Raw genomic sequence first — 12,815 nt, 5'->3', positions numbered from 1 at the left:
TCGAAACGGCCAAAGGTCAGGCTCCGCGCGCGGGCTCTCCGGCGGCCTCCAGCAGGGCCACCTCCTCATCGGTGAAGATGCGCGAACGCACGATGAAGCGCAGTCCCTCAGGCGCCTCCAGCGACATGCCGGCCCCGCGCCCCGGCACCACATCCACCGTCACCTGCGTATGGCGCCAATAGTCGAACTGCGCCGCGCCGATCCACACCTGCACGCCGTCCGCGATCTCGCCCAGCAGCACATCCTGAGCGCCGACCCTGAACTCCCCCTTGGGAAAGCACATCGGCGCCGAACCGTCGCAGCAGCCGCCCGATTGATGGAACATCAGCGGCCCATGGCGCGCCTCCAGCCGGGCGATCAGATCATCGGCGGCGGGGGTCGAAAGAATGCGTGGCGGTGTGTCCACGGCAAGCCTTTCCAAACTTAAAAGGTGGCGGGCAGGATGGAGTGATGGATGGGGCTGCCCGCCACAGTCTCACATGTGAGGCGGAGAGACCACCTCACATGTGCCGTTACATCGGAGCGTTTTCAAACCGGGTGGAACACCCGGTGACTCGGAAAACGCCTTAAAAGAAGCCCAAAGCCTTGGGGCTGTAGCTGACCAACAGGTTCTTGGTCTGCTGGTAGTGATCGAGCATCATCTTGTGGTTCTCACGCCCGATGCCAGACTGCTTGTAGCCACCGAAGGCCGCGTGAGCGGGATAGGCGTGATAGCAGTTGGTCCAGACGCGACCGGCCTGAATGCCCCGGCCCATGCGATAGGCGCGGCTGCCGTCGCGGGTCCATACGCCCGCGCCAAGGCCGTAAAGCGTGTCATTGGCGATGGCGAGCGCTTCGGCCTCATCCTTGAAGGTGGTGACGGCCAGCACGGGGCCGAAGATTTCCTCCTGAAAGATGCGCATCTTGTTGTGGCCCTTCAGGACCGTGGGGGTGACGTAATAGCCCTCGGCCAGTTCGCCGTCATGCACGGCGCGCTCGCCGCCGGTCAGCACTTCGGCGCCTTCGCTGCGGCCGATGTCGATGTAGGAGAGGATCTTCTCAAGCTGATCGTTCGAGGCCTGAGCGCCGATCATGGTGCTGGGATCGAGCGGGCTGCCCTGCTTGATCGCCTTCACGCGGGCGATGGCGCGCTCGATGAACTTCTCGTAGATCGATTCCTGGATCAGCGCGCGGCTGGGGCAGGTGCAGACCTCGCCCTGGTTGAGCGCGAACATGGCGAAACCTTCGAGGCACTTGTCGAAGTAATCGTCATCGGCGTCCATCACATCCTCGAAGAAGATGTTGGGGCTCTTGCCGCCCAGCTCCAGCGTGACGGGGATCAGGTTCTCGCTGGCATATTGCATGATGAGGCGACCGGTGGTCGTCTCGCCGGTGAAGGCGATCTTGCTGATGCGCTTGTTGGATGCCAGCGGCTTGCCTGCCTCCACGCCAAAGCCGTTCACCACATTGAGCACGCCGGGCGGCAGCAGATCGCCGATCACCTCCAGCAGCACCAGCACCGACATGGGGGTCTGCTCGGCAGGCTTGAGGACGATGCAGTTGCCCGCCGCCAGCGCCGGGGCCAGCTTCCACACCGCCATCAGGATCGGGAAGTTCCACGGAATGATCTGGCCGACGACGCCCAGCGGCTCATGGAAGTGATAGGCCACGGTGTCATGGTCGATCTCGCTGATCGTGCCTTCCTGAGCGCGGGCGCAACCGGCGAAATAACGGAAATGATCGATGGCGAGAGGAATATCGGCATGGGTCGTCTCGCGGATCGGCTTGCCGTTGTCGATGGTTTCGGCGAGCGCGATGAGGTCGAGATTGGCCTCCATGCGGTCGGCCATCTTGAGCAGGATGTTCGAGCGATCGGTGGAAGACAGCTTGCCCCAGGCATCCTTGGCGGCATGGGCGGCGTCCAGCGCAGCCTCGATGTCCTCGGCGGTGCCGCGCGCCACCTGACACACCACCTGACCGGTCACGGGCGAGATGTTGTCGAAATACTCGCCACGCGCGGGGGGAGCCCAGGCGCCGTTGATATAGTTCTCATACTTGTCGCGGATCAGTTTCTGGCCGGCGAATTTCGCCAAGGCGTCCTGCAGCATCGTCATCCTCCTGGGTCAGTGTTTTATCCGTCCCTTGGGAAGAAAGATCGGCCTGCCCACCGCTTCAAACAATTGCACCTTCGGTCGGAGCAGGTGTTTGCGCGATGGACTGACAGGGCCTTGGGGCGAATGACCGGCAAGGCAGCGCCACACTGGCGCCAGAGCGACTCCCGCCTTGTCCTAAAGTATAAGATGAAGGGCGCGGCAGCACTGTTAGGCTGCGCAGCATAGCCGCAAAGGCAAAGTGATCCGGGGGAGTTGTGAAGGTGGGTATCCGATGCGATTTGGGCATGGCCGCCGTGCTGTCGGCCGCCGTCACGGGCGCGCTGCCCGTTACTGCCCATGCTGATGCCGCCGCCGATCCCGCGCAACATGGCGATGGCGGTCAGGTGCTGATCGTCACCGGCCGTCCGCTGGCCGACAGCAAGGCCGCCGCCGCTTACGACAGCATCCTGATCTCACGCGAGACGCTGCTCTCCAGCGCCTCGGGCCGGATCGAGGATGTGCTGAGCGGGGTGGCCGGCTTTCAGGAATTCCGCCGGTCCGACAGCCGCTCGACCAATCCTTCGGCGCAGGGCGTCACCTTGCGCGCGCTGGGCGGCAATGCGGCGGCGCGCACTTTGGTGCTGCTCGATGGCGTGCCGATGGCCGATCCGATGTTCGGTTCGGTGGCGCTCTCGGCCCTTGCGCCCGAGCGGCTGGCCAACATCCGCGTCACGCGTGGCGGCGGCTCGGGGGCCTTCGGATCGGGAGCGGTCGCGGGCACCATCGCGCTGGAAAGCGCCGGGCGCGACACCACCGGCGCCTTTTCCGGCGATATCTCCGCTGACAATCGCGGCGAGACCTCGCTTTCAGGCAGCGTCGCGCCCAGGCTGGGGCAAGGCTTTGCGGTGATCTCGGGCCGCTGGGATCGCGGGCAAGGCTTCTGGACCACGCCGCTCGACCAGCGCGTCCCCGCCAGCGCCAGGGCCGCCTATGACGGCTGGAGCGTCTCGGCCCGCGGCGTTGCTCCCGTCGCCCCGGATATCGAGCTGCAAAGCCGTGTGCTCGCCTTCCGCGATCAGCGCAGCCTGCGCTTCGCCGGGGCCGACAGCCGCAGCTTTGGCGAGGATGCCTCCCTCCGCCTGGTGGCGCGCGGGCCATGGCAGGTCGATGCTCTGGCCTATCTGCAGGATCGCGGCTTTTCCAATGTGGTGATCTCCTCCACCACCTTCAAACGCACGTTGGATCAGCGCTCCACGCCGTCCACCGGCCTTGGCGGCAAGCTTGAGGTGCATCCTCCCGTCGGCCCCGATCACCAGCTGCGGCTGGGTGCCGACTGGCGCCGCACCAGCGGCGATCTCTCCGAGGTCAGCTACAATTCCACCACCGGGGCGGTCAGCGCCTATCGCTGGGCGGGCGGCACCAATGACGACAAGGGCCTCTTCCTCGAAGACGACTGGCGCATCGGCATCCTGACCCTGACCGGCGGCATCCGCGGCGACCACTGGGCCATCGAACGCGGCTATGTCCGCACCGCCGGGCCGACCGGGGCCATCACCGCCGACAACAGCTATGACCCGCGCGATGGCTGGGCGCTGTCGGGCCGGGGCGGCGCCTTGCTGCATGTGGCCAATGGCGTAACCTTGCGCGGTTCGGCCTACAGCGGGATGCGCCAACCGACGATCAACGAGCTGTATCGCACCTTCACCGTCTTTCCCGTCACCACCAACGCCAATCCGCTTTTGGGCAATGAGCGGCTCAAGGGCGTGGAGGGCGGCATCGATCTGGGGCCTTTCGCGGGGGTGACGCTATCAGCCACCGGCTTCATCAACCGGCTGGAGCATGCGATCGCCAATGTCACCACGGGCGTTAATCTGAAGCAGCGGCAGAATGTCGATGCCATTCGCGCAAGGGGCCTGGAGCTGGACGCCAAAGGGCGCTGGGGGGCGGTGACGCTGGATGCCTCGCTGGCGCTGACGGATTCCGTGGTGGAGGCCAGCGGCGCGGCGATCGGTTTGAATGGTCTGCGGCCCGCGCAGACGCCCAGGATCGCCACCAGCACCACCCTGGGCTGGGCTCCGGCCAAGGGCTGGCAGCTTTCGACCACGGTGCGTTATGTCGGCGCGCAGTTCGAGGATGACGCCAATGGCGCCAATTCGGTGCTGCGCCCGGCGACCACCCTCGGCCTCTTCGCCCGCGCGCCGCTGAGCCATGGCTTTGCCGCCATCCTCCGCGTGGAAAACCTGACCGACGTGACGGTGATGACGCGCAATCAGGCGGGCAGCATCGATGTCGGCATACCGCGCACCGTCTGGCTGGGAGTCCACAAAGACCTGTGAGCCAGATCGCGCCAGAGCCAGGGATGGGAGGCGAAGGGCGTCGGCGCCCTGCCCTGCGCCTGATGCTGTTGCTGCTGGTTCTTGGCGGATCGATTTTGGGCCTGCTGCTGGGCTTTTCGCTGAGCCTGATGGCTGCCTCGCGCCAGTTCGAGCATGCGTTGATCGCCCGGCAGCAGGCCGCGCTGGTGTCCGATCTTGCCCGCGATGCGGAAGGGTTGAGCGCTCAGGCCTTGCGGAACAATCTGACGGCCTATCGCGATCTGATCCGGCAAGAGCGCCAGTTCCTGAGCCACCGGCAGCAACAGGCCCAAAACGAAGAGCTGGCCCGCGCCGATACGCTGGCCGGTTTGGCGCAACGCCCCGAGACTCGCCCCCAACTGATCGCCATGGTGAAAGCGATCGACAGCAACGAGCAGCGTGAGGTGGCCACCGTCCGCATCGACCTCGCCCGCATCCGCCGCGATACGATCATGCTTGGGGCTTTGCTGGCGCTGACGGCTTTGGGGGCGGCCGCCACCGGCCTGATCCAGCTGCAACGCTCCAACCGCGATCTGACGGCCGAGGTGGCCGCCCGCACGCAAGACCTGCGCGCCATCGACCAATCGCGCCGCCTGTTCTTCGCCAAGGCCAGCCATGAGCTGCGCACCCCCGTCACCGCCATCCGCGTGATGGCCGAGGTGGCGCTGGACAGCGGGGCCGATGCTGCGGCACCGCTGCGCGATATCGTGGCCCAGACCGGCTTTCTCCATCACCGCATCGAGGAACTGCTGTCCCTTTCCAGCGCCGCCGAAGGGCGCCCGGTGATGGCGTCGCACCCCTGCGATCTGGCTGACGTGCTGGCCAGCGCCGCCTTGCAGGCCCAGCCCTATGCCCGATCCATCGGCGTGACGATCCGGCAGGATCATGCGCTCGCCCCGATCATCGTGGAGGGGGATCGGCGCTGGCTGGCTCAGGCCGCACTGGCGGTGATCGACAATGGGCTCAAGTTCTCCGATCCGGGCGGGACGCTGGATGTGTCGTCAGGCGGCAACGGCCACACCGCCACCATCGCCATCGCGGACACCGGCCCCGGCGTGCTGCCCGGCGAACTGCCCCGCATTTTCGACGCCTATTATCAGGCCGAGGGCGGCAGGATGCGCGGCGGCACCGGTCTGGGACTGGCGCTGGCCCGCTGGGTGGTCGAGCAGCATGGCGGCGCCATCCGCGCCGAAAACCGCGAAGGCACCGGATGCCGGATCGTGATGGACTTGCCCTTGCTGAAGGAGGATGCCGCATGATCCTGCTGGTCGAGGATGATGTGGCCATCGGCAGCTGCGTCAGCCAGGGTCTGGCGACGCGCGGCTTCCCCATCCGCTGGCTGAGGCGCGGCTCGGAGCTGCTCGATCAGGTCAACGCGGGCGAGGTTCGTGTGGTGATCCTCGATCTGGGTCTGCCCGATGGCGATGGGCTGGATCTCTGCCGCCAATTGCGCGCGCAAGGCCACCGCATGCCGGTGCTGATGCTGACCGCGCGCGCCGCGCTGGACGACCGCCTCGAAGGCTTCGAGGCCGGAACCGACGATTACCTGCCCAAGCCCTTCGCCTTTGCCGAGCTGGTGGCACGCATCACCGTTCTGGCACGTCGCGCGGAGCAATTGGCGCCCGCGCCCATCGCCTTCGGGTCGCTCAGCGTGGATCAGGCCAGGGGGCAGATTCTACGCCATGGCGCGAAGCTGACCATGGAGCCCAAGGCCCATGCCCTCTTGCTGCAATTGGCGGCCAGGCGGGGGGGCCTTATGCCCCGCCAGACACTGATCGATACTGTCTGGGGCGAGGATTCCTCCATCACAGACAACACGTTGGATGTTTCCATCAGCATCCTGCGCCGCCGTCTGGCCGAATATGCCCCGGAACTTACCGTGCGCGCTGTCAAAGGTCAGGGCGTGCAGCTGGTCTGTGACCTTATACCTTAGGTCATCCTGACGGTTTCGTCAGGATTCCCCTCCCGCAGCCTGATAATCAGGATGCAGACGATGAAAGCCGCAGCAACCGGATGAACCGATCCGGGATAAAATGCGCGGGAGGGGACGACAATCATGACCAAGAAGATAATGCTGCTGGGCGCGACCTGTCTGGCCGGAAGCCTGCTGACCGCCACCCCCGCGCTGGCCGCCGATGCCGCCGCCATGGAGAGCAGCCCCGCCATCGTCGTCACCGCGCCGCTGGCCAGCGACACCACCACGTTGAGCAATGTGCCCGCCAATGCGCAGGTGCTTTCGGGTGATGCCCTCATCCGCCAGAACCATGAAAATCTGGCCGATCTGCTCAATGCCAATCTCGGCTCGATCGCGCTGAGCAACGGCACCGGCAGCCCCTATCAGAGCGACGTGTCCTATCGCGGTTTTCAGGCGACATCCTTGCTCGGCTCGCCCACCGGCCTGTCGGTCTATCTCGACGGGGTGCGGATGAACGAGGCCTTCGGCTCGATCGTCAACTGGGATCTGATCCCGCTCAATGCCGTCAGGCAGGTGGAGGTGCTGCCCGGCTCCAACCCCTTGTTCGGGCTCAACACGCTGGGCGGCGCGCTGGTGCTCGACACCAAGAACGGCGCCGACAATGGCGGGCTGGGCGTCACCATGCAGGCCGGCTCCTTCAACCGCAAGGCGGTGCAGGCCGAGGCGGGCGGCACCTTCGCCAACAAGGCCTTCGACTGGTTCGTGGCGGGCAATTATGACGAACAGGACGGCTATCGCTGGTACACCAGCACGCTGGTCAAGCAGGCCTATGGCAAGCTGCGCTGGCATGGCACCTCGGCCAACGCCGAGCTGGGTGCGGTATGGTCGGACACATCGCTCAACGGCACGCAGGCGCTGCCGCTCTCGATGCTGGGCACGCCGCAGATGGCCTATACCTGGCCGGACAATGTTTCGAACAATCAGGTCATTGTGAACCTCAAGGCCGATGCGCGGCTGGCCTCCAATGTGAAGATCAGCGGCAATGTCTATTATCGCCGCTCGAAAGCGCATTCCAGCAACAGCAATGCCAGCAATGACGATGGTTGCGAGGGCGGTGAATCGCGCAACTGCACGGCGGATGCGGTGAACGGCACGGCGCTCGATCTCTACCAGATCAACCCTTATGCGCAGGGCACCGCCAAATACGCCAACTTCCGGCCCTACACCGGCAGCCTGCCGATCCATAATTACGAGGACAACATCAACACCTCGATGGTGCTCTCCAACGTCAACCAGCGGACCTTTGGCGGCAATGCGCTGATCGACGTGGATGCTCCGATCTTCGGGTTGAAGAACGACTTCAATCTGGGCGGCAACTGGGAAACCTCAAACATCCGTTACGATCAAAGCACCTGGCTGGCCTATCTGGTGAATTATCAGACGGTGATGATGCCGTGGAACTTCAAATATGGCAGCACCGCGGGCTTTCAGGGCAATCCGCTGGTGAGTCGCGTGGCGATTGCCTCGCACAACAGCAGCTACAACATCTTTGCCCGCGACATGCTTTCGCTGACGGACAGGCTGGGCATCACCGGCTCGGTCAGCTTCACCTCAACGCATGTGTCGCTGGGCGGCAGCAACAGCCAGTTCCTCAATGAAGATGGCGGCTTCAGCTGGACGGGCATGGACGGGCGCAAATATTACAACCCCGCCTATATCGGCGCCTCCTACTGGACGACCTCCGGCACCGCCGGGGCCGGTTCATCGCTGACCACCGCCAAAATCCCCACAGGCGGCGTGGCCGGGCCGGAGGTGGCACCTGTCAATGGCTCACACACCTATCGCCGGGTGAACCCTGCGGTGGGGATCGTGTGGAACCCGCTGAAGGCAATCGGCCTCTTCGCCAATTACAGCGAGGCGATGCGCGCGCCCACCGCCATCGAACTGGCCTGCGCCGATCCGGCCCGGCCCTGCGCCCTGCCCACCGGCTTCAACGGCGACCCCGAACTCAAACCCGTCGTCGCCCGCACCATCGAGGTCGGCGGACGCGGCGCCATCGGGAAGCATATCGGCTGGAATGCGGCGTTCTATCGCACGCGGCTCAACAACGACATCCAGTTCATCTTCGACAGTTCGGGCATGGGCTATTTCGCCAATGTCGGAAAAACCCAGCGGCAGGGCGTGGAAGTAGGCCTGACGGGCGATTTCGCCAGGCTGCATCTGGGCGCCAGCTATGGCCATGTTGCCGCGACCTATCGCTCCAGCTTCACCGATGAGAATGGCGATACGGTGCAGCCGGGCAACCATATCACCGGCATTCCCTCCGATACGGTCAAGCTGCGGGCGCTCTACACGCCGATCCGGCAGCTGGCGGTGGGGGCCAATCTGATCGCGGTCTCCAGCCAGTATGCCCATGGCGACGAGGCCAATCTCAATGGCGCGGTGCCCGGCTATGCGCTGGTCAACCTCGATCTGCATGTGATGCCGGCGGCGCATGTGGAGCTGTTCGCCAACATCACCAATCTGTTCAACCGCCATTACGCCACCTTCGGCGTGCTGGGCACCAACATCTACAACGGGCAGGACGAGCAATTCCGCACCCCCGCCCCCGGGCGCGCCTTTATGGTGGGCGTGCGCTACAACTTCGGGCGCAATCCGGGCTCTTCGGCTGAGGATTGACGCCTGGGGGCAGAGCGGGCCCATCGCTCTGCCCCGGCTTCCCGCCATGGCGCCTCATAACGTTGCCGCACGGTCACCTCGCAGATTGCCATGACCTGCCGCCACAGGATGGACGCACTCATGTCAACAGTCTCCCGATCAGCGATGCGGCCAGCACCAGCATGGTGGCACCCACAATCGCATCCAGCACCCGCCACGCGGCAGGGCGGGCGAACAGCGGCGTGAGAACACGCGCTCCATAGCCAAGCGCCGCAAACCAGACGATGCTCGCGCAGGCCGCCCCCGCGACGAAGACAGGCCGCAAGGCGGGCGCCTGCGCCGAACCCGCCGCGCCCATCAGCAGCACCGTATCGAGATAGACATGCGGGTTGAGGAAGGTGAAAGCGGCCGTGGCCGCCAGCGCCCGGCCCAGCGTGACGCTGCCCTGATCGGTGACGCCCCCCTCAGCGCCCATCGCCTCGGGCGTCATCATCCGCTGAAAAGCCTTCACGCCATACCAGCCCAGAAACAGCGCGCCGCACAGGGTGAGCACCATGGTCAGCTGAGGTAGCGCGCCCAGCAACGCCCCCACGCCGCCCACGCCCGCCGCGATCAGCACCGCATCCGCGCTGCCGCAAAACAGCACGATGGCGCCGACATGCTGGCGTTTCAGCCCCTGTCGCAACACAAAGAGGTTTTGCGCGCCAATGGCCACGATCAGCGCTGCGGACATGGCGAAGCCGGTGAGGAAGGTGGGAAAAAGCTGGATCATGGACGGGCCTATGAGGCGGATCGTCGATTCAGCAAAACTTGTTCTTCTAACCCTGATGAAGTACAGCTTCATCATGCTCGATTACCCTGCCCTTGCCGCCGTGGCCTGCGTGGTGCGCGAAGGCAGCTTCGAACGCGCCGCTGAAAAGCTCGGCATCACGCCCTCGGCTGTCTCGCAAAGGGTCAGGGCGCTGGAGGAGCGGCTGGGCAGCATCACCATCGTGCGGGGCCAGCCCTGCCTGCCCACCGAACTGGGGCGGCGGCTGTGCGCCCATGTCGATCAGGTGCAACTGCTGGAGGCCGACCTGCGCCCCACCCTCGCCCTGCCCGCAAGCGAAGCCGATGCGCCGGTGACGCTGAAAGTGGCGGTCAATTCCGACAGCATGGCCAGCTGGTTGCCCGAAGCGGCGGCGGCATTCGCCCGCTCCACCGGCTTTCTGCTCGACTTCATCATCGAGGATGAGGGCGTCACCGCCGACCGGCTGCGTTCCGGCGAGGTGCTGGCCGCCGTCTCCGCAGATCCGGGCACGGTGCAGGGCTGCAAGACCATTCCCTTGGGGCGTCTGGTCTATCAGGCCTGCTGCAGCCCGGATTTCGCAGCCCGTTACTTCCCCGAAGGCGTGACGGCGGACAGCCTGAACCGCGCCCCCTGCCTCAATTTCGAGCGCAGCGACGGGCTTCAGGCGCGCTGGGCCAAAGAGCATCACGGCATCGCCCTGAACTCGCCGGTGCATTGGGTGCCCTCGACTTTCGGCATGCTCGATTTCGCGCTGGCGGGCATGGCCTGGGGTATGCAGCCTGCGGTGCTGGCCGCGCCCCGGATCGCCGATGGCTCCCTTGTCGAACTGACGCCCGACACGCCGCTGGAGGTGAAGCTTTACTGGACCGTGGCCCGGCTGCACGCCACCGCCCTGACGAGCCTGACCGATGCCGTGCGCAAGGTGGCCAAGGCAAGGCTGCGCCAGACTGCACCGTGACCGCCATGCGGACTGATATCATGATGTCAGGAAATCCCCGCCTGGGGGAAAGATGGTAGCGGAGGAGCGCTACCACCAATACAGTGCGACCAGTCACCTTAGGCGCTTTCAAGCCTAACAAGGTGCCCTGATCCGCTGGAAATCAGGCCCGGAAGCGTCCCACACGCTTCTGGGCCTTTCTCTATGCTCTGCGAAATGCGCTGGCGCACATATTTGCACAGTCCACTAGGCTTACCTGGCCCGGCCTAAATCCGCCACGCATGCGCGCCTACGCGTCTAGGGAGGGCATGATTTTCAAAACCGGATATATGTGCGGGAAGTAGGTTATCTCGGCAACAATCCAGCAAATCCAAGAAAATTAGAGGCAACAGAACCGGCAATCAGTCTGTTATGAGATTACCCCTATTTAGAGAAACAATTACTAATCAATATATTGTTATATTTCAGACGGATAACTCTGATGCAGTGTTGCCATTGCCAGCTAATAACAGGGTATCGGCAAACCAAGAAATGGCGGATTTCTGCGGTTTTCAGGGCACCAAAGTGGGAGTATTGAAAATATAACCCGTTTCCCGAGGATGGGGGTGGCTCTCGGCTAAAATCTCGCGTTTTCGCCCATTCTGTCAGCGCCACAAATTGGTGAGCCCAGGCCAACCTTCCAGGTGCATTGAGCTGCGTCAGGGCGCGTCGAGCCCATTTTGCTGTCGATTGGCCGCCATGCCCGGGAAATCAGGCTCTCAGGGTGCATTGGGCTGGTCCTGTCTGCATAAAATCCGATGCAAAAGGAAGCGCTGGGGAGGTGGGGGCAAGCGCGACGCTTGGGGTCGGGCCTCACCTCTCGATCTCGAAATTTTTTGGGGGCCGAGGGCAAAAAAATGGGGCCGAGGGTGGTCCCTCGGCCCCGCTGGGCGCCGCTACGGCGCTCGGGCATGTCGGTGAGTGGTCGGCTAGCGCCGCGCCTGTACGGCCTTCCCTGCCGCCCTTATGGTAGATCAGCCCTTTGCCGCGACAGCCGCCGGCGCCAGCGCCGCGATGTTGGCGGGCTCTTCGAATGCCAGCACCTCCTCACCGAACCAATCGTTCAGCGCCATCAACCGTGTCTGCAGCGGGCAGATTTCCAAGGCGTAAAAGCTGCGCGCCGCATCAATCACACTGCCGAACCCCGTCCCGTTCTTGGGCACGATGCCCAGCAGCTGGGGCGGCACGCGGTGCGCAGCCAGCATATCGTCGCGGGTCACTTCCTTGATGCCCAGAAACTCATCCTTGGCCGCCACCTCGGCGATCGGCAGGATTTGAACGCCATCCTTTTTGCCATTGGGGATATGCATGAACAGGTTGCGGAAGTTTCCCGGCCCCTTGGCGGCGCGCAGTTGCTCCTTCAGCTCCTCGGCATCCTCGTTGCTGTAGGAAGCCTCGCTGACATAGAGGATGAAGCCCGCGTGGCTCCCATTCAGGAAATACCGGCGCCGGAACAGGGTGGCGTTCTCATTCAGAAGCCCGCTCTGCACCGCCGACAGATATTCCGGCATGCCATAGATCTCCTGCAACGGGTCAGGCTCCAGCAAATGATGCACGGTGCCCGCCTGGTACTCATGATAATCGTAATTCAGCACGCCGGGCTGCACGAACCAGTACTGCCCCGGCTTTTCGGTTCCCACCCGCGTCCAAGCCGCTGGGCTGCGCTTCAAATTGATGGGCGTGCCCACCACGCTATCAACTCGCTCCAGATAGGCATTCCCGAAGATAAGATAGTCCAGCGCCCATGAGCCGAACTCCTCACGGCTGAGCCACCGATTCGGCTTGAAACTGGCGGCCAGCAGATTGCGCTTCAGCAGCACGCAGCTCTGATGGTGCGGCGCCATGCGATAGGCCTTCCCCAGCCCCAGCTGGCTAATGGGCGGGTCATACCACAGCGCCCCGCGCACCACCTGAAACAGGTCGAAGATCTGGCTGCGGTCCAGCACGCTTTCCGGCTCGCCGAAGGTGTAGGCCGTCCAGCCATCGGCCACGGGCAACTGCTGCGAAACGGACATCAGAAAAACTCCTGCTTCGACCCGCCAGTGGCGGG

The 12,815-nt window shown here is 64.3% G+C and carries 9 protein-coding genes; 5 read left to right on the top strand and 4 right to left on the bottom strand.

The window, feature by feature from the left end; translation table 11 throughout:
- Positions 1-16 precede the first annotated feature (16 nt).
- Together SR3_RS07580 and adh are read right to left on the bottom strand one after the other, a co-directional pair.
- Positions 17-406, bottom strand: a complete 390-nt coding sequence (locus tag SR3_RS07580; protein WP_068083426.1) for a DUF779 domain-containing protein — start codon at positions 404-406, stop codon at positions 17-19.
- Between the two features lie 160 nt (positions 407-566).
- Positions 567-2,087, bottom strand: a complete 1,521-nt coding sequence (gene adh / locus SR3_RS07575) for an aldehyde dehydrogenase (protein WP_068083423.1) — start codon at positions 2,085-2,087, stop codon at positions 567-569.
- 290 nt (positions 2,088-2,377) lie between these two features.
- Here adh and SR3_RS07570 point away from each other — a divergent pair, with 290 nt between their 5' ends.
- The 4 genes from SR3_RS07570 (at position 2,378) to SR3_RS07555 (ending at position 9,020) form a co-directional block, all read left to right on the top strand.
- Positions 2,378-4,408: a TonB-dependent receptor plug domain-containing protein gene (locus SR3_RS07570; protein ID WP_068083193.1), complete on the top strand. Its 2,031-nt coding sequence runs from the start codon at positions 2,378-2,380 to the stop codon at positions 4,406-4,408.
- Positions 4,409-4,431: 23 nt separating this feature from the next.
- The gene (locus SR3_RS07565; protein ID WP_068083189.1) at positions 4,432-5,685 is read left to right on the top strand and encodes a sensor histidine kinase; all 1,254 of its coding nucleotides are present in this window, start codon (positions 4,432-4,434) and stop codon (positions 5,683-5,685) included.
- Positions 5,682-6,359, top strand: coding sequence for a response regulator transcription factor (locus tag SR3_RS07560; protein WP_068083186.1), 678 nt, complete (start codon positions 5,682-5,684; stop codon positions 6,357-6,359). Before SR3_RS07565 ends, SR3_RS07560 begins: the two co-directional genes overlap by 4 nt.
- A 123-nt stretch (positions 6,360-6,482) precedes the next feature.
- Entirely contained in the window at positions 6,483-9,020 is a 2,538-nt protein-coding gene (locus SR3_RS07555) for a TonB-dependent receptor (protein WP_068083183.1), read from the top strand.
- 118 nt (positions 9,021-9,138) lie between these two features.
- Here the strand turns inward: SR3_RS07555 and SR3_RS07550 are convergent, their stop codons facing one another.
- On the bottom strand, positions 9,139-9,771 hold the full coding sequence (locus SR3_RS07550; RefSeq protein WP_068083180.1) for a LysE/ArgO family amino acid transporter: 633 nt from the start codon (positions 9,769-9,771) through the stop codon (positions 9,139-9,141).
- Here SR3_RS07550 and SR3_RS07545 point away from each other — a divergent pair.
- Complete coding sequence (locus SR3_RS07545) at positions 9,770-10,747, top strand: LysR family transcriptional regulator ArgP (protein WP_245653817.1); 978 nt, start codon at positions 9,770-9,772, stop codon at positions 10,745-10,747. The genes SR3_RS07550 and SR3_RS07545 overlap by 2 nt on opposite strands.
- Positions 10,748-11,739: 992 nt before the next feature.
- Here the strand turns inward: SR3_RS07545 and SR3_RS07540 are convergent.
- Positions 11,740-12,780, bottom strand: a complete 1,041-nt coding sequence (locus SR3_RS07540) for a phage portal protein (protein ID WP_068083177.1) — start codon at positions 12,778-12,780, stop codon at positions 11,740-11,742.
- Between the last annotated feature and the right edge of the window lie 35 nt (positions 12,781-12,815).

Origin of the sequence: Novosphingobium rosa NBRC 15208 (assembly GCF_001598555.1) — a bacterium.
Taxonomy (GTDB): Bacteria; Pseudomonadota; Alphaproteobacteria; order Sphingomonadales; family Sphingomonadaceae; genus Novosphingobium; species Novosphingobium rosa.
Note: the sequence above shows the minus strand (reverse complement) of the source record. Positions and strands in the feature narration are given on the sequence as shown.

Bases quoted from the DNA above. Each gene is read 5' to 3' on its own strand.
- adh (WP_068083423.1), bottom strand. From the start codon at position 2,087: ATGCTGCAGGACGCCTTGGCGAAATTCGCCGGCCAGAAACTGATCCGC.
- SR3_RS07570 (WP_068083193.1), top strand. From the start codon at position 2,378: ATGGCCGCCGTGCTGTCGGCCGCCGTCACGGGCGCGCTGCCCGTTACT.
- SR3_RS07565 (WP_068083189.1), top strand. From the start codon at position 4,432: ATGGGAGGCGAAGGGCGTCGGCGCCCTGCCCTGCGCCTGATGCTGTTG.
- SR3_RS07560 (WP_068083186.1), top strand. From the start codon at position 5,682: ATGATCCTGCTGGTCGAGGATGATGTGGCCATCGGCAGCTGCGTCAGC.
- SR3_RS07555 (WP_068083183.1), top strand. From the start codon at position 6,483: ATGACCAAGAAGATAATGCTGCTGGGCGCGACCTGTCTGGCCGGAAGC.
- SR3_RS07545 (WP_245653817.1), top strand. From the start codon at position 9,770: ATGGACGGGCCTATGAGGCGGATCGTCGATTCAGCAAAACTTGTTCTT.
- SR3_RS07550 (WP_068083180.1), bottom strand. From the start codon at position 9,771: ATGATCCAGCTTTTTCCCACCTTCCTCACCGGCTTCGCCATGTCCGCA.
- SR3_RS07540 (WP_068083177.1), bottom strand. From the start codon at position 12,780: ATGTCCGTTTCGCAGCAGTTGCCCGTGGCCGATGGCTGGACGGCCTAC.